We start from the raw sequence: 21458 nt of genomic DNA on the forward strand, positions 1-21458 counted from the left end.
GTACGACCCCGCGCGGCGCGTGATCCTCAGTCGACCTGGAGCTCGCCCATGCGGCTCCAGCCGGTGGCGCCCTCGATGGTCGTGCTGACGATCTCGGGCGTGCGGGTCACGAGCGGGCGCATGGTCTCCAGGGCGGCACGGAAGTGCTCCGAGGTGACGTGGGCCTCGGCCGCGTCGTCCTGGAACGCCTCGACCAGGACGTAGGTGTCCGGCTCCTCCAGGCTGCGGGACCACTCGAACCAGAGGTTGCCCGGCTCGGCGCGGGTGGCGCGGGTGAACTCCGCCACCTCGTCGGGCCACTGGTCGACGTACTCGGGCTTGACCGCGAATTTCACCACAATGAAGATCATTCGCTCATTGTAGGCAGGGCGTGGCCGGCAGTTCCGGAAAGGGGGCGCGCGGCCGGTGCCCCGCGCATATGCTGCGGCTTTTACTTCGCTGTGAACCCTGGGGGGTCCATCGTGTTCGTTCGCCGTGGGGCGGCAGCCGCCGTCGTCGTGAGTGCGGTCCTGTTGTTGGGGGCGGGGTGTGAGGATCCCGCGCCGAAGGGCGCGCAGGGCCCGTCCGCCACGGCAAGCCCGACGCCGAGTCCGTCCGCGACGCCGTCGGCCGCCGTGATGCCGTCGGTCATCGGGAAGAAGTTCGTCGAGGCCGAAGCGGCCGTCAAGGTGCTGGTCACCCGGCCCGTCGAGGCCCGCAGCGCCTACTCCGACATCTCCCCCGACCCGGACCACGCCGGGTGGACGGTCTGCTTCCAGACGCCGGCCGCGGGCACGGCGGTGGCGGGCGACTCCGCGGTGGAACTGTCGCTCGCGGCGCCCGGGACGCCGTGCCCCGCCAAGGCCGGGGCCGAGCTGCACCCTTCGAAGGCGCCGACGCCCGCCGCCACACCCGCCACCGGCGCGACGCCCGCGCCCGCCCCCAAGCCGAAGACCAGCGGCCCGACCGACACCGGCACCACCGGTGGGGACGGCGGCAACGGTGACGGGGCGACCAGCACCGGGGGCGGCGGGGCAGGGGTCTACTACAAGAACTGCACCGAGGCCAAGGCCGCCGGCGCGGCCCCCATCCACCGCGGTGAGCCCGGCTACCGCAGCGCGCTCGACCGGGACAACGACGGCACCGCCTGCGACAAGTAGGACCCTGCGCGCTGGCCTGATCCGGCCCCCGCCGCGCCCGGCCGCCTCCGCGCGCGGCGCGGGCCGGGCAGAATCGGCCCGTCGGTACGTGTTGTCGAGGGGGCGGCCATGTCAGTGGACTCAGCGGTGTCGAACGGGGCGGAGCGGGCGGCGGCCCCGCAGTTGGCGGGGTTGCCGCTGCTCGGATCCCTGCTCGACCTCACATCCGATTCGCTCGGCACCTACCTGCGGGCCCAGCACCGGCACGGTGACGTGGTGCGGATCAGCGCCGGGCCGCCCGGGCTGCGGGCCGAGCTGCACTGCGTCTTCTCGCCCGAGGGCGCGCAGCGGGTGCTGGCGTCGGAGGCCGCCAACTTCCGCAAGGACAACCCCTTCTACCAGGAGATCCGCGACTCCTTCGGCAACGGCCTGCTGACCAGCCAGGACGAGGACTACCTGCGCCAACGACGGCTGGTGCAGCCGCTGTTCACCAAGCGCCGGGTGGACGGGTACGCGGCCGCGGTGGCCGCCGAGACCGCGCAGACCCTGGAGAGCTGGCAGGAGGCCGTCGACTCGGTGGTCGACGTCTCCGTCGAGATGACGCACCTGGCCCTGCGCGCGGTGGCCCGGATCCTCTTCGGGACCGATGTGGAGGCCACGGTCGACGTCGTGGACCGGTGTTTTCCGGTCATCACGGAGTACGTACTCCGGCGCGGGTACTCGCCCGCCAACGTCCCGCGTTCCTGGCCGACCCCGGCCAACCGGCGGGCGGCCGCCGCGCTGGACGAGCTGTACGGGGTGTGCGACCGGATCATCGCCGAGCGACGCGGTGCGGAGGTGAGCGCGGACGCGGGCGCGGGCTCGGGTGCCGGGGACCGCAGGGGCGAGGACCTGCTGACCCTGCTGGCGGCGGCCCAGAGCGCGGACGACGCTTCCTTCGACGCCGACGAGCTGCGCGAACAGGTGCTGATCTTCCTGCTCGCCGGGCACGAGACCACGGCCACCTCGCTGACCTTCGCCCTGCACCTGCTGGCCAAGGACCCCGAGTCGCAGGCCCGGGCGCGCGAGGAGGTCACCCGGGTGCTGGGCGACCGTACGCCGCAGGCCGCGGACCTGGAGCAACTGCCGTACCTCACGCAGGTGCTCAAGGAGGCCATGCGGCTCTTCCCGGCGGCTCCGGTCATCGGGCGGCAGGCCGTCGCCGAGGCCGAGATCGACGGGCACGTCATCCCGGCGGGGGCCACGGTGATCCTGGCGCCGTGGGTGACCCACCGGCACCCGGAGCACTGGCCGGACCCGGAGCGCTTCGATCCGGACCGCTTCACCCCGGAGGCGGAGGCGGCCCGTGCGCGCTACGCCTGGTTCCCCTTCGGCGGCGGCCCGCGCGCGTGCATCGGGCAGCACTTCTCCATGCTGGAGTCGGTGATCGCGCTGGCGATGACCCTGCGGTCCTACGCCTTCGAGGCCGTGGACACCGAGGTGCCGGTCGCCGCCGGGATCACCCTGCGGGCGACCGGGCCGGCCCGCTGCCGGATCCGCCCGCTGCGCCCGGCGCCGTAACCTACGCAGCGGACGCAGGGCCGGCGAAGGACGTGGGGGCGCTCGCGGTGGAACAGGCGTGGGGCATCACCGAGTTCGGGACGTGGCGGCTGACGAGCGGGGTGCCGGACGCCCGGCTCGGCCGGGGGGTGTTGGGGTACCGCGGCTATCGCGTGTCCATGGACCGGCCGCAGCGCCGCGTGGAGGTGCCGAACGGCCTGGTGACGATGGTGGTCAACTTCGCGGCCCCGGTCCGGGTGTCCCGGGCCGGGGCCGCGCCGACGACCGCCTACACCTCCCTGGTCAACGGCCTGCGCACCGATGCGGCGGTCGGCGAGCACGACGGCCGCATGCACGGCGTCGAGGTGCACCTCGCCCCGTGGGCGGCGTTCACCCTCTTCGGCGTCCCGATGTACGAGCTGCGCGACCGGATGGTCCCGCTGGGCGAGCTGCTGGGTCCGCGGGCGCAGGTACTGGAAGCGCACCTGGCCCGGGCGCCGGACTGGCCCCGGCGGTTCGCCCTGCTCGACGCCCTGTTGCTGGAGCGGCTGGCCGCGGGTCCGGCGGCCGCCCCGCAGACGGTCTGGGCCTGGGGGCGGCTGATGGCGAGCGGCGGCGGGGTGCCGGTGGCCGATCTCGCGCACGGCACCGGCTGGAGTCCGCGCCATCTGGAGCAGCGGTTCAAGGAGCAGATCGGGCTGTCCCCCAAGACGGCCGCGCGGGTCCTGCGCCTCCAGCGGGCCCTGCGGATGCTGGCCGGTGGCTCCGCGGCCTCCGCGACGGCGTCGGCGTGCGGGTTCTACGACCAGGCGCACCTGCACCGGGACTTCCGCCGGATGACCGGCTTCGCGCCCGGGGAGTTCCTGCTCCACCGGGGCAACGGCGCCCGCCCGGTGGACCGTCTGCCGGGGCAGGTGACCAGCGCCCTGGTGAGCGCACCGGACCGGTGAGGGCGGTGCGGGCCGCCGCCGGTCGGACGGCCGCTTCGCGCCATAGCGTTTTTGTCCAATACCCCGGGCACGTCCCCTGCGATGGTGGAGCGACCCACGGGGGACGATGGGGCGGGGCGGATTCATCCGCCCCGCCCCATCGTGGCGTTCCCGCCCGGTGCGGCCGGTGCCGCCGGTGCGGCTCAGACGGCCGCCGGGGTGTGCGTGCCCTTCAGGCGTTCGAGGTCGGAGGGCCGGACCTGGATGGCCACCAGCGCGATGATGGCCGCGACCAGGGTGAAGAGGGCCGCGACGACGAACGCCGCCGTCACTCCGGAGGTCAGCACCTGGGCGCCGTACGGGCCGGGCAGTTGGCCGGTGCGCCGGAAGGCGAGCTTCTGCTCCGGGGTGGAGTTGGTGAGGAAGGCCGGCACCTGCTTGGCGGCCTCGTTGCGGCTGGCCGTTCCGTAGAGGGTCACCAGGATGGACAGGCCCAGCGAACCGCCCACCTGCTGCATGGCGTTGAGCAGTCCGGACGCGGCGCCCGACTCGCGGTCGGGGACGTTGGACAGGGCCATCAGCGTCAGGGAGACGAACTGCATGCCCATGCCGAGGCCGAAGAGGAGCATCGGGCCGAGGATGCTGCCCAGGTAGGTGGAGTGCACGTCGGTGAAGGTGAGCCAGCCCAGGCCGGCGGCCGCGAACAGGGCGCCCACCACCATGAAGGGTTTGGGTCCGAACTTCGGCAGGAGCTGTGAGGTCACTCCCGCGCCGACCGCGATCACGGCGCTGACCGGGAGGAAGGCGAGGCCCGCGCGGATCGGGCTGAAGCCGAGCACGTTCTGGACGAAGAGGGTCAGGAAGAAGAACATCCCGAAGATGGCGCAGGCGAGGAAGAGCATGATTCCGTAGGTGCCGGCGCGGTTGCGGTCGGCGAACATGTGCAGCGGGGTGATCGGCTGGGGCGAGCGCCGCTCGACGATGATGAAGCAGGTGAGCAGGACGACGGCCGCGGCGAAGGACGCCAGGGTGTAGGGGTCGCTCCAGCCCTCCTGCGAGGCCCGGATGAAGCCGTAGACCAGGGCGACCATGCCCAGGGTGGAGGTCAGGGCGCCGAGGAAGTCGAAGTGTCCCGGGTGGCGTTCGGATTCGCGGATCACCTTCGGGGCCACCAGCGCGATCAGCAGGGCGATGGGGACGTTGACGAAGAGCACCCAGCGCCAGTTGAGCCATTCGACGAGCGCGCCGCCGGCCAGCAGGCCGATGGCGCCGCCGCCCGCGGAGACGGCGGCGAACACGCCGAAGGCGCGGTTGCGTTCGGGGCCCTCGCGGAAGGTGGTGGTGATGAGGGCGAGCGCGGTGGGGGACGCGATCGCGCCGCCGACGCCCTGGAGCGCGCGGGCCGCCAGCAACTGGCCCGCGTTCTGGGAGAACCCACCGAGCAGCGAGGCCAGGCCGAAGAGCAGCACGCCGAAGACGAAGACGCGCCGGCGGCCGAGGATGTCACCGGTGCGACCGCCCAGCAACAGCAGTCCGCCGAAGGTGAGGGTGTAGGCGCTGACGACCCAGGAGAGGCTCTCCGTGGAGAACTTGAGGGCGGTCTGGATGTGCGGCAGCGCGATGTTCACGATGGTGATGTCGAGAACGACCATGAGTTGGCAGGAGGCGATGACGAGCAGTGCGAGCCCGCCGTTGCCGCCCCCTCGGACCTTGCCTTCGGTCCCGCTGGTGCTCGGCGATGTGTTCGGGTCCACTGTTCGACGCTAAGCCCGCGCTCCGGGGGTCACCACTCGAACGGGCTAGAGCATGTGCTATTTCACATGTCACACTTCGACCATGAATCCCCTGGACGACTTCCTCCGCCTCTCCTCGGACACCGCGCGGTTCAGCTACGGCGCTCCCCGCGCGTTCTCCTTCGGCGACGGCGGCCGGCTGCTCTGGTTCCTCCGGTCCGGCGGGCCCACCGACCCGTACGACGACCTCCGGGTGCTCGACACCGCCACCGGCGTCGAGACCCGGCTCGCCGACGCGCGCGCCCTCCTGCCGGACGGCCCCGGTGAACTCCCCCGCACCGAACGGCGGTTGCGTGAACGGATCCGACTGATCGCCGCCGGGATCGGCTCCTACGCCCTCGCCGGAGACGGCCGCCGGGCGGTCTTCGCCCACTACGGGCGGCTGTACGCGGTCACCGCCGACAAGGACGCGGCGCCCGAGGAGCTCCCGACCGCCGGGGCCGCCTTCGACCCGCGCCCGAACGCCGACGGCTCGCGCACGGCCTACGTGAGCGACGACGCCCTGTACGTCACCCCGGGCGGGCGGGTCAGCCCCGACGACGGAGCCCGGTGGGGCATCGCCGAGTTCGCCGCCGCCGAGGAGCTCGGCCGGGCCCGCGGACACTGGTGGTCCCCCGACGGGGACGCCCTACTGGTCGCCCGGGTCGCGGAGGACGCCCTCCAGCGCCGCTGGTTCGCCGACCCGGAGCGCCCCGAGCGCCCGGCCGAGGACTTCGCCTACCCCGAGGCCGGCGGCCCCAACGCCGAGGTGCAGCTGTGGGTGCTCGGCGCCGACGGCCGACCGGGGGCCCGGCTCGACTGGGACGCGGCCGCCTTCCCCTACGTCAGCGACGCGTCCTGGGAATCCGGCGGCGGCTCCGGCGGGGAGATCCTGCTGACCGTCCAGGACCGGCTCCAGCGCACGGCGGTGCTGCTCGGCGCCGACCCGGTCACCGGGCGGACCGTGGAGCTGTCCCGCACCACGCACCCGCAGTGGGTGGACCCCATGGTGCCCGGCACCCCGGCGCGGCTGTCCGACGGGCGGATGCTGACCGCCGTCGACACCCCGGGCGGGGTCGCGCGCGCCCTGGCCCTGGACGGCGTACCCCTCACCGGGGACGAGGTACAGGTGCGGGCCGTGCTCGGCGAGCACGAGGGGCGCCTGCTCATCGAGGCCGGCCTGCGGGACCCCGCCGAACAGCAGGTGCTGCTGCTCGACACCGGCACCGGATCGCTGACCGCGCTCGCCGACGGGCCCGGGGTGCACACCGCCCTCGCGTCCGCCGGGGCGCTGCTGGTGACCTCTGCCGACGCCGACGGGTTCCGGCGGACCCTGCGCACGGCGGACGGGCGCGAGCTCGCCGTCGCCGACCTCGCCGAACCGTTGCCCTACCGGGTCGAGCCGCGCTTCGAGCGGGTCACCGAGCTCGGGATCCCCACGGCGTTGGTGCTGCCGCGGGGTCATGTCCCGGGCCGGCGGCTGCCGGTCCTGCTGGACACCTACGGCGGCCCCGGTTACCAGGACGTGTGCGCCGAGCCGCGGCGCTGGCAGGCCCGACAGTGGTGGGCCGACCAGGGCTTCGCCGTGGTCACCGCCGACAACCGGGGCACCCCTTACGTCTCGCCCGCCTTCACCCACGCCATGTACCGGGGGTTCTCGCGGGTGACGATGGAGGACCAGGTGGCGGCGCTGCGCGCGCTGGGCGAGCGGCACCCGGACCTCGACCTGGGCCGGGTCGGCGTGCGCGGCTGGTCCTACGGCGGCTACCTGGCCGCGATGGGCGTGCTGCGGCGCCCCGACGTCTTCCACGCGGCGGCCGCGGGCGCGGCGCCGACCGACTTCCGGCACTACGACACGGCGTACACCGAGCGCTACCTGGGCCTGCCCCAGGAGGAGCCGGAGGTCTACGAGCGGGACTGCCTGATCGGTGACGCCCCGGCGCTGACCCGGCCCCTGCTGCTGGTCCACGGGCTGGCCGACGACAACGTGCACCCCTCGCACACGCTGCGGCTCTCGCGGGCGCTGACCGACGCCGGGCGCCCGCACCGGCTGCTGGCCCTGCCCGGGGTGACGCACATGGCCACGGGGGGCGTGCGGGAGAAGGTGATGGCGCTGGAGCTGGACTTCTTCCGGGAGGCGTTGGGCCTGGTCTGAGCCGCCCGCGGAGCGCATGGGCCGCCCGCGGAGCGCATGGACAAGGGCCCCGCCACCGGTCGACGGTGGCGGGGCCCTTCCCCCCTCTCACGGCGGGGTCCGCGTCCCGCGTCAGCTCCCGGGGAAGTGACAGGCCACATCGCGTCCCGCGACGGCGTGGAGCACCGGCCGCTCCGTGCGGCAGATGTCCGCCGCCTTGGGACAGCGCGGGTGGAAGGAGCACCCGGGCGGCGGCGCCGCCGGGCTCGGCGGGTCGCCGAGCAGCACGATCCGCTCCCGCCGTCGCTCGGCCGCGGGGTCGGGCAGCGGTACGGCGGACAGCAGTGCCCGCGTGTACGGGTGCTGGGGGTCGGCGTACAGCGCGTGCTTGTCCCCGATCTCGACGATCCGGCCGAGGTACATCACGGCGACCCGGTCGCTGACCCGCTTGACCACCGACAGGTCGTGGGCGATGAACACGTAGGCCAGTCCGAGTTCGCGGCGCAGCCGTTCCATCAGGTTGACGATCTGCGCCTGCACCGAGACGTCGAGGGCGGAGACCGGCTCGTCGGCGATGATCAGCCGGGGGCTGGTGGCCAGGGAGCGCGCGATGCCGATGCGTTGGGCCTGGCCGCCGGAGAACTCGTGCGGGTAGCGGTCGATGTGCTCGGGGATCAGCCCGGTCAGCTCCATCAGCTCGGCGGCACGGCGGCGGGCGTCGGCCGCGCTCCAGCCCTGCACCAACAGCGGGTCGGAGATGATCCGGGCCACCGTCTGGCGGGGGTTGAGCGAGGAGTGCGGATCCTGGAACACCATCTGGAGGTGGCGGCGCAGCGGTCGCATGGCGCCCTGGGAGAGGCGGCCGATCTCCCGGCCCTCGAAGGCGATGCTCCCCGAGGTGGGCTCCAGCAGGCGGACCAGCATCCGCCCGGTGGTGGACTTCCCGCAGCCCGACTCCCCCACCAGGCCGAGGGTTTCGCCGGCCGCCAGCTCGAAGGACACCCCGTCCACGGCCCGGACGGGGGCGCCCCTGCGGCCGGTGACCGAGCGCTTGCCGGGGAAGGCCATGGTCAGGTCGCGCACGGACAGCAGGGGCGGCGCGCCGCCCGCACCGGCCGGGGCGCTCGTGGTGGTCGCGGTGGGCGTGGGGGTCGTGGGGGTCGTGTTGGTCGTGGGGGGCGTTTCGGTCACCGGGAGGCCTCCTGGACGGGACCCGCGGCCGCGGGTGCGGTACCGGGGCCCGCGAAGTGGCAGGCCACCCGGCGCTCGGGGCCCGTGTACGGGGCGAGGGCGGGGCGGACCGTCGCGCACTGCCGGCGCTCCGCCTCCGTGCCCGCCGCGGCGCGGGCGCAGCGCGGGGCGAAGGCGCACCCCGGAGCGGGCTCGCGCAGGGAGGGCGGGGAGCCGGGGATGGTCCGCAGCGGCTGGTCGTCGGCGTCGTCGAGCCGGGGCAGCGACTCCAGCAGGCCCCGGGTGTAGGGGTGCGCGGGGTCGGCGAACAGCTGCTCGACCGGGGCCTGTTCGGCGGCCCGGCCGCCGTACATGACCAGGACCTCGTGGGCGACCCGGGCGACCACGCCGAGGTCGTGGGTGATCATCACGACGCCGAGGCCGCGGTCCTGCTGGATCCGGGCGATCAGTTCGAGGATCTGGGCCTGGACGGTGACGTCGAGGGCGGTGGTGGGCTCGTCCGCGATGAGCAGTTCGGGTTCGCAGGCCAGCGCCATGGCGATCATCGCGCGCTGGCGCATGCCGCCGGAGAACTGGTGCGGGTACTCCCCCGCGCGGCGGGCGGGTTCGGGGATGCCGACCTCGCCGAGCATGTCCACGGCGCGTTTGCGGGCGGCGGCCCGGCCCGCCTTGAAGTGCACCCGGAAGTGCTCGGCGATCTGCTCGCCGACCGTGTAGTAGGGGTGCAGGCTGGAGAGCGGGTCCTGGAAGATCATGGCCATCTTCCGGCCGCGCAGCCGGGAGAGCTCCTTCTCGCCGAGGGTGGTGAGTTCGCGGCCGTCCAGGGCGATGGAGCCGCCGATCTCGGCGCCGCGGTGCAGCCCCATGATGGCGAGCGAGGTGACGGACTTGCCGGATCCGGATTCCCCGACGATGCCGAGGGTGCGGCCGGCCTCGACGGTGAAGCCGAGCGAGTCCACGGCGCGGACGGTGCCGCGCGGGGTGCTGAACGTGACGTGCAGGTCGCGCACTTCAAGGAGAGCGGCCATCAGTACCTCACCCTCGGGTCGATGACGGCGTACAGGAGGTCGACGACGAGGTTGGCGACGACGATGAAGAAGGCGGCGAGCAGGGTGACCCCGAGGACGACCGGTTGGTCGGAGCTGACGAGGGCGCCGTAGAAGAGCCGCCCGATGCCGGGGAGTCCGAAGATGGACTCGGTGATGACGGCTCCGGCGAGCAGGCCGCCGAGGTCCATGCCGAAGATGGTCAGGATGGGGGTCATCGCCGAGCGCAGGCCGTGTTTGACCACGACGGTGCGTTCGGGCATGCCCTTGGCCCGGGCGGTACGGATGTACGGCTCGGCCATCGCCTCGATCATCGAGCCGCGGCTCTGGCGGGCGTACATCGCGGCGTAGAGCAGCGCGAGCGCGGTCCAGGGCAGCAGCAGGTTCGTGGCCCAGCCGACCGGGTCGTCGGTGAAGGGTTGGTAGCTGGGGTAGGGCAACAGGTCGGCGACGCGGATCACCCCGTAGATCAGCATCACGGAGGTGAAGTACACGGGCAGCGAGGCGGCGGCGACGGCGCCGACCATCAGGGCCTTGTCGGTGGCGGTGTCCTTGCGCAGGGCGGCGGTGACCCCGGCGCCCAGGCCCAGCACCAGCCACAGGGCCGCGGCGCCGACGGCGAGGGAGGCCGAGACCGGGAGCCGGTCCATGAGCAGGTCCCACACGGGCAGGGAGTTCTCGTAGGAGTAGCCCAGGCACGGGAAGTCGCAGTGCACGGCGTACTGGCCGGTGCCCTGGCTGCGCCCGGTGAAGATGCCGGTGAGGAAGTCGAGGAACTGGCGCCACAGTGGCTGGTCGAGGCCGAGGTACTCGCGGACCGCGGCGATCCGTTCCACGCTGCAGGTCTTGCCGCAGGCGGCGGCGGCCGGGTCGGAGGGCAGGACGTAGAAGATGACGAAGGTGACGGCGGCGATGGCGAGCAGCACCCCGGTAAGGGCGAGCAGGCGGCGCAGGAGGTAGAGGATCACGTGCGGCCGCCCCGCGGGTCGAGGATGTCGCGCAGCGCGTCGCCGAGCAGGGTGAAGGCGAGGACAGCGAGGAAGAGGAAGGCGCTGGGGATGACGAAGTACATGGGGTCGGTCTCGTAGAAGGCGACGCTCTCGGCGATCATCTGGCCCCAGGACGGGGTGGGTGGGCGCACGCCGACGCCCAGGTAGCTCAGGGCCGCCTCGGTGCTGATCATGCCGGGGACGAGCAGGGTGGTGTAGGCGATGACGGGGCCGGCGACGCCGGGCAGGATGTCCCGGGTCAGGATCCGCCAGGCGCCGGCGCCGCCGACCCGGGCCGCGTCGACGTACTCGCGGTGCTTGAGGGAGAGGGTCTGGCCGCGCACCACGCGGGCGATGCCGGGCCAGCCGAAGAGGCCGATGACGGTGGTCATGAGGACGATCCGGTTGACGTCCTTGGCCACCGACAGGACCGCGATCATGAAGATCAGGGACGGGAAGGACATGGTCAGGTCCATCAGCCGGGACAGGACGGCGTCGGTGCGACCGCCGAAGTACCCGGCGGCGATGCCCGCGGCGGTCCCGACGAGAACGACGATCGCGGTGGCGGTGAAGGCGATCAGGAGGGAGACCTGGGCGCCGTGGACCACGCGCGCGAACAGGTCGCGGCCGGTGACCGGTTCGACGCCGAGCCAGTGGTCGGGGCTGATGCCGCCGAGCGAGCCGAGCGGGAGGCCGCCGAGGTAGGGGTCGATGGCGCTCTTGTCGAAGGTGTCCGGGGACCAGCCGCCGAGGGCGCCCAGCCAGGGGGCGGCGGCGGCCATCACCACGAAGAGGACGACGATGGCGAGGCTGACACGGACGGCGGGGCGGCGGCGCAGTTCCCGCCGGGCGAGCTGCCAGGGGCTGCTGCCCGGGGGGACCTTGGCCGCCACCGCCCCGGGGGCGGTGGCGGGTGCGGTGTCGGTCATGGTCAGCCCTGGCTCTTCGCCGGGTCCTTGAGACCGACGGTCGCGTAGTCGATCTGGCCGACCCAGACGGGGTGGCCGAAGGCGCCCGCGATGTTGGGTCCGACCAGCAGCGGCTTGCGCTCCAGGAAGAGCGGGACGGACGGGGACTTGGCCATGATGGCCACGTCGAGGTCCCGCCAGGCCTGGTTGGCCTCCTTCGCGTCGGCCATGGCGTTGATCTCGTCGATCCGCTTCATCGTCGCGTCGTCACGGAACTGGCTGTTGTTGCCCTGGTTGCCCTTGGGCTTGATGGTGCGTCCGTCGAAGACGAAGGGGAGCCAGGTGGAGCCGGAGGGGTAGTCGGGGCACCAGCCGCTCAGGCTCATGTCGGGCGTGGTGGACAGGTCGCCGATGACGTCGTAGTAGGCGCCCGGGTCGACGGTGTCGATGACCACCTCGACGCCCGCGCGGGCCAGGCCCTGCTGGATGGCCTCCGCCCGGCCCTTGTCACCGGTGGAGACGGAGAACGTCACCTTCAGACCCTCCTTGCCGGCGGCCTTGAGCAGTTCCTTGGCCTTGGCGGGGTCACCGGCCGGTGCGATCTTGAGGGGGTCGGACTGCTTGCCGCCGGCGAGCGCGGGCGGCAGGTAGGAGGTCGCGACCTCGGTGAGGGCCGGGCCGCCGCCCGCGGTGACGACGGCCTCCTTGTCGACCGCGTACTGCATGGCCTCGCGGACCTTGGGGTCGTTGAAGGGGGCGCGCGAGTTGTTGAGGTTGAGCATGGTGGTGCAGCCCTGGGACTCGGCGAGCAGCCGCTTCTTGATCTCCGGCTTGGGCAGCACCTTGGGGGCGCTCTCGGGCCGCATGTTGGCCCATTCGACGGTGGAGGCGTCGGCGCCCTCCCCGGCGATGATGCGGTCGTCGATCTGGCCGCCCTTGAGGCCCATGACCACGACGAACTTGTCGGGGTACGCCTTGCGGACGCTGTCCGTCTTCGGGTCCCAGTGCTCGTTGCGGACCAGGACGAGCTTCTTGTCCCGGTCGTAGGACTCGATCTTGTACGGGCCGGAGGAGAACGGGCGGGCGTCGTACAGGGGGCCCTTCTCCTGGGCCTGCGGGACCGGGGCGAAGGTCGGCAGGGTCGTGGTCGCGGAGAACTCGGCGACGGGCCGCTTCAGTTCGAAGACGATCGTGCGGTCGTCCGGGGTCTTGACCGAGTCCAGGTGCTTGCCCTGGAGGGGGCCCTTGTAGCCCTCGGTGCCGGCCAGGTACTGGGCGGCGTAGTCGGGGCCGCCGGTGAGGTCCGGGGCGAAGGAGCGCTCGACGTTGTACTTGATGTCGGCGGCCTTGATCGCGGTGCCGTCCTCGTACTTCAGGCCCTCCTTGAGGGTGAAGGTCCAGGTGCGGCCGCCGTTGGAGGGGGTGCCGAGGTCGGTGGCGAGGTCGGGGACGAGCTCGCTGCCGCCCTTGCCCGGTTCGGCCTTGAAGGTGACCAGGGTGCGGTAGAGGAGCCGGGTGCCGAAGTCCATGGTCGGCATCACCCAGTTGCGGGCCGGGTCGAGGTGGGCGAAGTCCTGGTTGGACAGGACGGTGAGGGTGCCGCCCTTGGCCGGGGTGCCGCCGATGGTCAGGCCGTCGTTGGCGGCGGCCGGGTTGACCCCGCCAGCGCCCCCGCCCGCGGAGCCCTTCTTGGTGTCGGAACAGCCCGAGGCGCCGAGTGCGAGGGCCGCCACCAGGGCGGTGGCGAGGGCGAGTTGGTGGCGCTTGGTCATGGGTCACTCCAGGGAAGGGCCGCGCTCTACGATGTGACCGGTAACATAGTAATGTGAAATTGTACTGACAAGGGGTCTGCACCGCCGTTATCCAGCCGTGTCCAAATATGCCGCGCGGCAGGCGAGTTGGGGCCGCACGAGCCACCGGGGCCCCGACCGTCAGGAGGTCGGGGCCCCGGTGGGGCGGGCGCGGCGGCGAGTGCCGGATCAGGCCCGGGCGGGCGCCGTGCCGCCCAGGCGGACCGCGCTGCGACCCACGGGCTCGTCGCGCCCCTGGGCCCACAGCGAGCGGACGTGCCCGAGGTGGCGGGTCATGCAGGCCTGGGCCGCCGCCGCGTCGCCCGCGATCATCAGGTCGAGCAGCTCGACGTGCTCCTCGGCCGAGGAGACGAGCTTGCCCGCCTCGTCGAGGCCGGTGAGCCCGTACAGCCGGGAGCGCTTGCGCAGGTCGCCGACCGTCTCGACGAGCCGGTCGTTGCCCGCGAGGGCCAGCAGCGAGAGGTGGAAGCGGCGGTCCGCCTCCAGGTAGCCGATGAGGTTGTGCTCGCGGGCGCTGGTGACGATCTCCTCGGCGATCGGCCGCAGGGCCTCCAGCTGCGCGACGGTGGCGATCCCGGTGACCCGGCCGATGGTCGGCACCTCGATCATCGTGCGCAGTTCGGTGTACTGGTCCAGGTCCCGCTCGCTGACCTCGGTGATCCGGAACCCCTTGTTGCGCACGGGCTCCACCAGGCCCTCGCGGGCCAGGTCCAGCATCGCCTCGCGCACCGGAGTGGCCGAGACCCCCAGTTCGCCGGCCAGTCCGGGCGCCGAATAGACGTTGCCGGGGCGGAGTTCACCCGCTATCAGGGCAGCCCGCAGCGCGTGCCCGACCTGGTCACGGAGCCGCTCCTGGGCCTTGATGAGACTGTTCTGCTTCAGGTCACCCATAGCTGTTCCTCCGAGGATCGCAGAGGCACAGCGTACAATGTCACGTTTCGCTGTTGCCCCCGGCGGCCGTGTACAGGGCCACCGCCACGGCAAGATCCTCCCAGGCCATGCCCACGCTCTTGAAGAGCTGTGGACAACCCGGCGGCCGCCCGCCCGCCGTCCGCCCCGCGACCAGGTCGGCCAGGGTGCCGTTGATATGACCGGGCCCGATGGCGCCCTCGGCCTCCGGGATCAGCAGGTCCCCCGCCTCGCGCAGCGCGGCCGCGCGGGACTCGACGTAGACGGCGGCCCGGCGCACCAGCGCCGTGTCCACCTCGCGGGCGTCCGGTTCGTGCGAGCCCACCGCGACCACGGTGGCGCCGTCCGCCACGAGCCGCCCGTCGAAGAGGGGTTCGCGGGCGGTGGTGCAGCACAGGACCAGGTCCGCGCCGGCCACGTCGCCGGGGCCGCCGCCGCGGGCGGGCACACCGAGGGTACGGGCGTGCGCGGCCAGCTTCTCGGCGCCCGCCGGGTCGCGGGCGACCACCACCACCTCGGCCAGTTCCCGCACCGCCAGCGTCGCGTCGAGGTGCCCGTGGGCCTGGGGTCCCGACCCGAACAGGACGAGCCTCAGCGGCCGCCCGACCGGGGCGAGGTGGCGCAGGGCCAGGGCGGAGACCGCCGGGGTCCGCAGGGCGGTGAGGGCCGCCCCGTCGAACAGGGCCAGCGGGCGCAGGGTGGGACCGTCCAGCAGCAGGTAGGACCCGGTGATCCGGGGCAGCCCGCGGGCCGGATTGCCAGGAGCCACGCCGGCGACCTTCACCCCGGCGTACGCACCGGACGCGGCGGGCATCAGCAGCAGTTCGCCGCCGGGCACCGCGAGCGCGGTCCGCTGCGGGCAGCCCTCGGGGTCGGGGCCGTGGCGCAGCGCGTCCGCCAGGGCGTCGACCGCGGCGGCGGGGGTGAGCAGGGCCGCCATCCGCTCGGCGGAGAACTGCGGCAGGGCGCCTTGCGCGGGGCTCGCGGGGGCGCTCGCGGGGGCGGCGCTCACAGGGCGAATCCGGTGCCGAGGACGTCGTGCGGGTCCCGCAGGAAGACGTGCTCACCGGTGCGGTGGGCGGTGCCGGTGACCTCGGTGACCAGCCCGTCGGCGGCCGAGGAGGCGTGGGAGGGGGTGACGTCGGCGGGCCGCAGCACCCGCCCGGTGAAGACCGTGCCGGTGACGGACTCGTGCAGCAGGTCCTCGTGGGCGCCCAGCCGGCCGTCCTCGGCGAGGAGCGCGAGCCGGGCGGAGGTGCCCGATCCGCAGGGCGAGCGGTCGATCTGGCCGTCGCCGAAGACGGTCACGTTGCGCTGGTGGGGCCCGAAGGGGGTGTCGGGCAGCTCCTCGTGGAGGATCACCCCGTACACCCCGGACAGCAGCGGCCCGTCCGGGTGCCAGGTGCCCGGGTGGCCGGCCAGCGCCGCCCGGATCTCCTGCCCGGCCCGCACCAGCGCGGGCAGCGCCTCCCGGTCGGTCTCCAACCCGAGGTCGCGTGCGGCGACCGAGGCGTAGCAGGCCCCGGCGTGCGCGAGGTCGACCTCGACCACGCCGTACGAGGTGGCCACGGGCACCTTGCGGGCGGTGACCCGGGCCGGGACGTTGCGGAAGGTGACCCCGGTGGTGCGGCCGGCGGTGCGGTGGACGGTGGCGGTGACCCGGCCGGACGGCACGTCGATGCGCACCCGGGCGTCGCCCTCGTACGGGGCGGGGACCAGCCCGCTGTCCACGGCCCAGGCGCCGAGCGCCATCGTGCCGTGTCCGCAGGCCGTGGAGTAGCCGTCCTTGTGCCAGAAGAGCACCCCGAAGTGGGCCCCGTCGTCGTCGGGCGGGACCACGAACCCCCCGTACATCCCGGCGTGCCCGCGCGGCTCCTGGACGAGCAGGCGGCGTACGTCGTCCAAGGCGCCCCGGCGCGGCGCCGTACCGCTGCCCCCGGGGCCGATGGCGGTGGCGCAGCGCTCGGCCACCGTGTCCCCGGGCACCGGCGGGAGGCCGCCGGTGACGATCCGGAAGGGTTCCCCGGCGGTGTGGTAGTCGGTGGTCAGCACGGGCGCGTGCGCGGCGTTCGGGTCGTGCGGCACGGGCGGGAGGTGCGGGGCGTGCTCGGCGGTCACAGCTGGAACCCTCCGGGGAAGGGGTCGGACGGGTCGAGGAAGTACTGGGCGGTGCCGGTGATCCAGGCCCGGCCGGTGACGGTGGGGACCACGGCGGGCAGGTCGCCGACGGTGGTGTCACCGATCAGGCGGCCGGTGAACTCGGTTCCGATGAAGGACTCGTTGACGAAGTCGCGGCCGAGCGGGAGGAGGCCCCGGGCGTGCAGTTGGGCCATCCGAGCGGAGGTCCCCGTACCGCAGGGCGAGCGGTCGAACCAGCCGGGGTGGATGGCCATCGCGTGCCGGGAGCGCTCGGCGTCGGAGCCGGGGGCGGCCAGGTAGACGTGCTTGACGCCGCCGATGGAGGGGTTCTCGGGGTGGACCGGCCGGTCCTCGCCCGCGTTGATCGCCTCCATGATCGCGAGTCCGGCGGCGAGCAGGTCGTTGCCCCGGGCCCGGTCGAAGGGCAGGCCGAGGGCGTCGAGTTCGACGAAGGCGTAGAAGTTGCCGCCGTAGGCGAGGTCGTAGGTGACGGTGCCGTGGCCGGGGACCTCGGCCTTGAGGTCGAGGCCGACGCAGAAGGAGGGGACGTTGGTGAGGGTGACGTGCTCGGCCACTCCGTCCCGGACCTGGACGTCGACGCTGACCAGGCCCGCCGGGGTGTCGAGGCGGACCGTGGTGACGGGCTCGACGACGGGCACCATGCCGGTCTCCACGAGGACGGTGGCGACCCCGATCGTGCCGTGGCCGCACATCGGGAGCAGCCCCGAGACCTCGATGTAGAGGACCCCGAAGTCGGCGTCGGGGCGGGTGGGCGGCTGGAGGATGGCCCCGCTCATCGCCGCGTGTCCGCGCGGTTCGTTCATCAGCAGGGTGCGGATGTGGTCCATGTGCGCGATGAAGTGGAGCCGCTTGTCGGCCATGGTGGCGCCGGGGATCACCCCGACTCCGCCGGTGATCACCCGGGTGGGCATGCCCTCGGTGTGTGAGTCCACGGCGTGGTAGACGTGGCGGGTGCGCATGGGGTCCCCCAGGGGTCTCGGCCGGCGGCCGGGCGGATGGGCGGGCGAAATGACGGCGGCGGAGAGCTAGTTGAGGCCCTCGGCGAGGGCCTTCTCGGTGGCGGCGCGGACGGCCGCCTCGATCTCGCCCGTGAGCGGGAAGCGGGGCGGGCGCACCGAGCCGCCGGGGCGGCCGGCCAGGTCCATGGAGAGCTTGATGGCCTGGACGAACTCGGTCTTGGAGTCCCAGCGCAGCAGCGGGTGGAGGGACCTGTACAGCGGCAGTGCGGTCTCCAGGTCGCCGGCGACGGCGGCCCGGTAGAGGGTGGCACAGGAGCGGGGCAGGGCGTTGGGGTAGCCGGCGATCCAGCCGACGGCGCCGGCGAGGGCGAGTTCGAGCAGCACGTCGTCGGAGCCGATGAGCAGGTCGAGGCCCGGGGCGAGTTCGGCGATCTCGTAGGCGCGGCGGACGTCCCCGGTGAACTCCTTGACGGCGACGATGCTGGCGTCGGCGTGCAGCCGGGCGAGCAGCGCCGGGGTCAGGTCGACCTTGGTGTCGATGGGGTTGTTGTAGGCGACGACGGGCACCCCGGCGCGGGCGACCTCCGCGTAGTGGGCGCGCACGGCGTCGTGGTCGGCTCGGTAGGCGTTCGGCGGGAGCAGCAGGACGGAGCCCGCGCCCGCTTCGGCGGCCTGTTCGGCCCAGCGGCGGGACTCGGCGCTGCCGTAGGCGGCGACGCCGGGCATGACGCGGGCCCCGTCGCCGGCGGCCTCGACGGCGGTGCGGACGACCCGGGCGCGCTCCTCGTCGGTGAGGGTCTGGTACTCGCCGAGCGAACCGTTGGGCACGACGCCGTCGCAGCCGTTGGCGATCAGCCAGGCCACGTGGTCGGCGTAGGCGTCGTAGTCGACGGAGTGGTCCTCGCGCATCGGCAGCGCGGTGGCGACCATGATGCCGTGCCAGGGACGGGTGCGGGGCGTGGCCGTGCTGGGCGCGGGGGTGTGCGCGTGCGTCATGACAGAACTCCTTATGTGATGTGTGACATTTTACTAGTGGGCGAAGGGCGGCCACAAGGGGCGCGACCACCCGATCAGTGCTCCGACGGCAACTCGGCGAGCTGGCGCAGCGGCACCGGGCAGGACAACGGCCGCCGGTCCGCGGCCGCTTCGTCGCCGGCGAGCGCCGTGACGGCGGCGCCGCACATCCGCCCCTGGCACCAGCCCATGCCCGCACGGGTGAGCAGTTTGACGGTACGGGCGTCCCGCGCGCCGAGGTCGGCCACGGCCTCCCGGATCCGCCCGGCCGGGACCTCCTCGCAGCGGCAGACGACGGCGTCGTCCGGCAGCCACCCGGTCCAGCCGGACCCCGGCCGGTGGGCCGCGCCCATCGCGTCGGCGAAGGCCCGCAGCCGGGCCCGCCGGCGCACGAGGGCGGCCGGGGCGGGCCGCCCCGCGATGGACAGGGCCGCCAACTCCCCCTCGGCCAGTGCCAGTCCGGCGCCGCCGATGCCCCCGGTCTCGCCCGCCGACCAGATGCCGGGGACGGAGGTCCGCTGGCCCGTGTCGAGTTCGAGCGCCACCGTCCCGTCCGCCGCGCGCACGGTGGCGCAGCCGAGCCCGGTGGCGAGTTCCAACTGGGGCACCAGGCCATGGCCCACCGCCAGCGCGTCACAGGGGATCCGGCGCTCGGTGCCGGGTACGGGCTGCCAGTCGCGGTCGAGCCGGGCCACGACCACGGCCTCCACCCGGTCCTCGCCCTGGGCCTCGACGACGGCGCGGCGGGTGCGCAGCCGTACCCCGTGGCGCAGCAACGCACCTCCGTGGACGGCGCCTTCGACGAGCTTGCCGGGGTTGCGCAGCAGGGTGGGCACGCGGCCGGCGTACGCCGTGTAGGAGGAGGCTTCGACGACGGCGGGCACCCGGGCCCCGGCGGCGGCCAGGGAGCCGGCGACCGCGAGCAGCAGCGGGCCGCTGCCCGCGACCACGATCCGGCGGCCGGGCAGTACGAGGCCGCCCTTGAGCATGGCCTGCGCTCCCCCGGCCCCGATCACGCCCGGCAGGGTCCAGCCGGGGAAGGGCAGTTGCCGCTCGTGGGCGCCGGTGGCGATCAGGACGGCGCGGGCCCGCAGGGTGACGGCGCGCTCGTCCTCGCCACGGGTTCCCGCGACGGCGTGCAGCAGCCAACCGTCGGCCTCCGTACCGGCCTCGGCCCCGGCGTCGGGGACCACCGTCCAGACGTGGTGGGCGGGCAGGAAGGTGATCCGGCCCGTCGACTCGTGCGTGCGCAGGCGCCGTTCACGGGTCTCGAAGGCGGACCAGTCGTGGTGCAGGGCCTCGGGCCGGGCGGCGCCGAGCCCGGGCGCGGGGTGGCGGTAGTACTGGCCCCCGGGCTGCTCCCCCGCGTCGAGGAGGGTGACGCGCAGGCCCAGGTCGGCGGCGGTGACCGCGGCGGCGAGCCCGGCGGGGCCCGCCCCGATGACGGCGAGGTCAGACGGCGAGGTCGGCACGGCCGGTTCCCTCCTGGGTGGTGACGGTGTCCCCGGGCCGGGCCGGGACCAGGCAGGCGCGCTGGTTGGGGCGGCCGTTGACGGTGACGAGGCAGTCGTAGCAGCTGCCGATCCCGCAGAACGCGCCGCGCGGGGCGCCGCCCTCCCGGGTGGTGCGCCAGGCGAGGATCCCGGCGGCCCACAGCACGGCGGCGATGCTCTGGCCGCTCTGCGCGGGCAGCGCACGGCCGTCGAACTCGACGGTGTGGACGGCCGGGGCCGCGCCGCCGACGAGGTCGCGCGGTTCCCGGGAGCGGCGGGTGCGGCGCAGGCTGGCCATCAGGCTTCCTCCGTGAAGCGGTCGGGGCGGAACGGCGCGGGGTCCAGCGGGGTCCCGGCGCCGGTGAGGGCGGAGGCGATCAGGACGCCGGTGCCGGGCGCGAGGCCGATGCCGGCGCCCTCGTGGCCGCAGGCGTGCAGCAGCCCCGGGACCCGCGGGTCGGGGCCGATGGCCGGCAGGTGGTCGGGGAGGTAGGGGCGGAAGCCGTGATAGGCGCGCAGCACCCGGACGTCGGCGAGGACCGGGAAGAGGGCGGCGGCCTGGGCGGCGAGGCGGCGCAGGGCTTCGGTGGACAGGGCGCGGTCGAAGCCGACCCGTTCCCGGGTGGCACCGATGAGGACGGGGCCCGCAGGGGTGCCCTCGACCACGGCGGAGGACTGGAGGGCGGCGGAGCCGCTGGCGACGTCGGCGATGTAGTCGGCGGCGTACACCTTGTGCCGCACCACGCGCGGGAGGGGCTCGGTGACCAGGACGAAGCCGCGGCGGGGCATGACGGGCAGGGTGGTGCCCGCGAGCTCGGCGATCCGGCCGCCCCAGGTGCCGGCCGCGTTGACGACGGCGGGGGCGAGCAGTTCGCGGCGCGCGGTGCGCACGCCGCGCACCGCGCCGGAGGTCGAGCGCAGCACCGCGGTGACCTCCTCGCCGGTGAGCAGGCGGGCGCCGGAGGCGGCCAGCAGTCGGGCGGCCGCCTGCGCGGGCTGGACCTGGGCGTCCTGGGGGTAGTGGAAGCCGCCCGCGAGGCCGGGGGCGAGGTGCGGCTCCAGGTCGTGGAGCGCCTCGCCCGCCACCTCGGTGGCCCGTACGCCGACGGCGCGCTGTCCGTCGGCGAAGACCCGCAGGGCCTTCAGGGTGGCTTCGTCGGGGGCGACGACCAGGCCGCCCTTGGCTTCGTACTCGATCTGCGCCGGGAGGGCGGCGGCCAATTCGCGCCACAGGGTGGTGGAGAGCAGCGCGAGGTCCAGTTCGGGGCCCGGCCCCTTGTCGGAGACGAGCAGGTTGCCCTCCCCGGCGCCGGTGGTGCCGCCCGCGACGGGGCCGCGGTCGACGACGGCTACGGAGAGTCCGGCGCGGGTGGCGTAGTAGGCACACGCGGCTCCGACGACGCCCGCGCCGATGATGACGACGTCCAGCGGTGCGTCCGTGGGTGCGTCCGTGGGTGGTCTGTTGGGCACGGCAGTAATATGTCAC

At 73.9% G+C, this 21458-nt stretch carries 19 protein-coding genes; 4 read left to right on the forward strand and 15 right to left on the reverse strand.

Annotated elements, in window-relative coordinates; genetic code table 11:
• Nucleotides 1–26: 26 nt before the first annotated feature.
• A complete protein-coding gene (locus ACIBEA_RS16790; protein WP_399261489.1) occupies nucleotides 27–350 on the reverse strand; it encodes a putative quinol monooxygenase in 324 nt (107 codons plus the stop codon).
• 111 nt (nucleotides 351–461) lie between these two features.
• On the opposite strand from ACIBEA_RS16790, the gene ACIBEA_RS16795 reads away from it, so the two are divergent.
• The 3 genes from ACIBEA_RS16795 to ACIBEA_RS16805 all read left to right on the forward strand — a co-directional run bounded on the left by ACIBEA_RS16795 (nucleotide 462) and on the right by ACIBEA_RS16805 (nucleotide 3607).
• Nucleotides 462–1139 carry an excalibur calcium-binding domain-containing protein gene (locus ACIBEA_RS16795; protein ID WP_399261491.1) on the forward strand — a complete coding sequence of 226 codons (678 nt, stop codon included), beginning with the start codon at nucleotides 462–464 and terminating at the stop codon, nucleotides 1137–1139.
• A 108-nt stretch (nucleotides 1140–1247) separates the two neighbouring features.
• Nucleotides 1248–2678 carry a cytochrome P450 gene (locus ACIBEA_RS16800; protein ID WP_399261493.1) on the forward strand — a complete coding sequence of 477 codons (1431 nt, stop codon included), beginning with the start codon at nucleotides 1248–1250 and terminating at the stop codon, nucleotides 2676–2678.
• 32 nt (nucleotides 2679–2710) lie between these two features.
• Nucleotides 2711–3607 (forward strand): helix-turn-helix domain-containing protein, encoded by an 897-nt coding sequence (locus tag ACIBEA_RS16805; protein ID WP_399261495.1) that lies wholly within the window; start codon nucleotides 2711–2713, stop codon nucleotides 3605–3607.
• 182 nt (nucleotides 3608–3789) lie between these two features.
• Here the strand turns inward: ACIBEA_RS16805 and ACIBEA_RS16810 are convergent, their stop codons facing one another.
• Nucleotides 3790–5340 carry an MFS transporter gene (locus tag ACIBEA_RS16810; protein WP_399261497.1) on the reverse strand — a complete coding sequence of 517 codons (1551 nt, stop codon included), beginning with the start codon at nucleotides 5338–5340 and terminating at the stop codon, nucleotides 3790–3792.
• An 82-nt stretch (nucleotides 5341–5422) separates the two neighbouring features.
• Here ACIBEA_RS16810 and ACIBEA_RS16815 point away from each other — a divergent pair, with 82 nt between their 5' ends.
• Nucleotides 5423–7513, forward strand: a complete 2091-nt coding sequence (locus tag ACIBEA_RS16815) for a prolyl oligopeptidase family serine peptidase (protein ID WP_399261499.1) — start codon at nucleotides 5423–5425, stop codon at nucleotides 7511–7513.
• Between the two features lie 111 nt (nucleotides 7514–7624).
• Here the strand turns inward: ACIBEA_RS16815 and ACIBEA_RS16820 are convergent, their stop codons facing one another.
• The 13 genes from ACIBEA_RS16820 to ACIBEA_RS16880 all read right to left on the reverse strand — a co-directional run bounded on the left by ACIBEA_RS16820 (nucleotide 7625) and on the right by ACIBEA_RS16880 (nucleotide 21442).
• A complete protein-coding gene (locus ACIBEA_RS16820) occupies nucleotides 7625–8560 on the reverse strand; it encodes an ABC transporter ATP-binding protein (protein WP_399261933.1) in 936 nt (311 codons plus the stop codon).
• A gap of 119 nt (nucleotides 8561–8679) precedes the next feature.
• Nucleotides 8680–9711: an ABC transporter ATP-binding protein gene (locus ACIBEA_RS16825; RefSeq protein WP_399261501.1), complete on the reverse strand. Its 1032-nt coding sequence runs from the start codon at nucleotides 9709–9711 to the stop codon at nucleotides 8680–8682.
• Nucleotides 9711–10697 carry an ABC transporter permease gene (locus tag ACIBEA_RS16830; RefSeq protein WP_399261503.1) on the reverse strand — a complete coding sequence of 329 codons (987 nt, stop codon included), beginning with the start codon at nucleotides 10695–10697 and terminating at the stop codon, nucleotides 9711–9713. Before ACIBEA_RS16830 ends, ACIBEA_RS16825 begins: the two co-directional genes overlap by 1 nt.
• A complete protein-coding gene (locus ACIBEA_RS16835; protein WP_399261505.1) occupies nucleotides 10694–11647 on the reverse strand; it encodes an ABC transporter permease in 954 nt (317 codons plus the stop codon). The genes ACIBEA_RS16830 and ACIBEA_RS16835 overlap by 4 nt, the downstream gene beginning before the upstream one ends.
• A 2-nt stretch (nucleotides 11648–11649) precedes the next feature.
• Complete coding sequence (locus ACIBEA_RS16840) at nucleotides 11650–13398, reverse strand: ABC transporter substrate-binding protein (RefSeq protein WP_399261507.1); 1749 nt, start codon at nucleotides 13396–13398, stop codon at nucleotides 11650–11652.
• 207 nt (nucleotides 13399–13605) lie between these two features.
• Complete coding sequence (locus ACIBEA_RS16845; protein WP_399261509.1) at nucleotides 13606–14328, reverse strand: GntR family transcriptional regulator; 723 nt, start codon at nucleotides 14326–14328, stop codon at nucleotides 13606–13608.
• Between the two features lie 40 nt (nucleotides 14329–14368).
• Nucleotides 14369–15286: an ornithine cyclodeaminase family protein gene (locus ACIBEA_RS16850; protein ID WP_399261935.1), complete on the reverse strand. Its 918-nt coding sequence runs from the start codon at nucleotides 15284–15286 to the stop codon at nucleotides 14369–14371.
• A gap of 68 nt (nucleotides 15287–15354) precedes the next feature.
• On the reverse strand, nucleotides 15355–16431 hold the full coding sequence (locus tag ACIBEA_RS16855) for a proline racemase family protein (protein ID WP_399261937.1): 1077 nt from the start codon (nucleotides 16429–16431) through the stop codon (nucleotides 15355–15357).
• Between the two features lie 29 nt (nucleotides 16432–16460).
• Nucleotides 16461–17465 (reverse strand): proline racemase family protein, encoded by a 1005-nt coding sequence (locus tag ACIBEA_RS16860; protein WP_399261511.1) that lies wholly within the window; start codon nucleotides 17463–17465, stop codon nucleotides 16461–16463.
• Nucleotides 17466–17531: 66 nt separating this feature from the next.
• Nucleotides 17532–18461: a dihydrodipicolinate synthase family protein gene (locus ACIBEA_RS16865; protein ID WP_399261513.1), complete on the reverse strand. Its 930-nt coding sequence runs from the start codon at nucleotides 18459–18461 to the stop codon at nucleotides 17532–17534.
• A 74-nt stretch (nucleotides 18462–18535) separates the two neighbouring features.
• Nucleotides 18536–19951 carry an NAD(P)/FAD-dependent oxidoreductase gene (locus ACIBEA_RS16870; protein WP_399261515.1) on the reverse strand — a complete coding sequence of 472 codons (1416 nt, stop codon included), beginning with the start codon at nucleotides 19949–19951 and terminating at the stop codon, nucleotides 18536–18538.
• Nucleotides 19932–20270, reverse strand: a complete 339-nt coding sequence (locus ACIBEA_RS16875; protein ID WP_399261517.1) for a (2Fe-2S)-binding protein — start codon at nucleotides 20268–20270, stop codon at nucleotides 19932–19934. Before ACIBEA_RS16875 ends, ACIBEA_RS16870 begins: the two co-directional genes overlap by 20 nt.
• Complete coding sequence (locus tag ACIBEA_RS16880; RefSeq protein WP_399261519.1) at nucleotides 20270–21442, reverse strand: NAD(P)/FAD-dependent oxidoreductase; 1173 nt, start codon at nucleotides 21440–21442, stop codon at nucleotides 20270–20272. Before ACIBEA_RS16880 ends, ACIBEA_RS16875 begins: the two co-directional genes overlap by 1 nt.
• Between the last annotated feature and the right edge of the window lie 16 nt (nucleotides 21443–21458).

Source organism: Streptomyces sp. NPDC051555 (assembly GCF_044454405.1).
Lineage (GTDB): Bacteria > Actinomycetota > Actinomycetes > Streptomycetales > Streptomycetaceae > Streptomyces.

Excerpts from the sequence above, each read along its gene's own strand:
- ACIBEA_RS16815 (WP_399261499.1), top strand. The coding sequence starts at position 5,423 with ATGAATCCCCTGGACGACTTCCTCCGCCTCTCCTCGGACACCGCGCGG.
- ACIBEA_RS16835 (WP_399261505.1), bottom strand. The coding sequence starts at position 11,647 with ATGACCGACACCGCACCCGCCACCGCCCCCGGGGCGGTGGCGGCCAAG.
- ACIBEA_RS16820 (WP_399261933.1), bottom strand. The coding sequence starts at position 8,560 with ATGGCCTTCCCCGGCAAGCGCTCGGTCACCGGCCGCAGGGGCGCCCCC.
- ACIBEA_RS16840 (WP_399261507.1), bottom strand. The coding sequence starts at position 13,398 with ATGACCAAGCGCCACCAACTCGCCCTCGCCACCGCCCTGGTGGCGGCC.
- ACIBEA_RS16800 (WP_399261493.1), top strand. The coding sequence starts at position 1,248 with ATGTCAGTGGACTCAGCGGTGTCGAACGGGGCGGAGCGGGCGGCGGCC.
- ACIBEA_RS16790 (WP_399261489.1), bottom strand. The coding sequence starts at position 350 with ATGATCTTCATTGTGGTGAAATTCGCGGTCAAGCCCGAGTACGTCGAC.
- ACIBEA_RS16860 (WP_399261511.1), bottom strand. The coding sequence starts at position 17,465 with ATGCGCACCCGCCACGTCTACCACGCCGTGGACTCACACACCGAGGGC.
- ACIBEA_RS16825 (WP_399261501.1), bottom strand. The coding sequence starts at position 9,711 with ATGGCCGCTCTCCTTGAAGTGCGCGACCTGCACGTCACGTTCAGCACC.
- ACIBEA_RS16875 (WP_399261517.1), bottom strand. The coding sequence starts at position 20,270 with ATGGCCAGCCTGCGCCGCACCCGCCGCTCCCGGGAACCGCGCGACCTC.
- ACIBEA_RS16865 (WP_399261513.1), bottom strand. The coding sequence starts at position 18,461 with ATGACGCACGCGCACACCCCCGCGCCCAGCACGGCCACGCCCCGCACC.
- ACIBEA_RS16850 (WP_399261935.1), bottom strand. The coding sequence starts at position 15,286 with ATGGCGGCCCTGCTCACCCCCGCCGCCGCGGTCGACGCCCTGGCGGAC.
- ACIBEA_RS16845 (WP_399261509.1), bottom strand. The coding sequence starts at position 14,328 with ATGGGTGACCTGAAGCAGAACAGTCTCATCAAGGCCCAGGAGCGGCTC.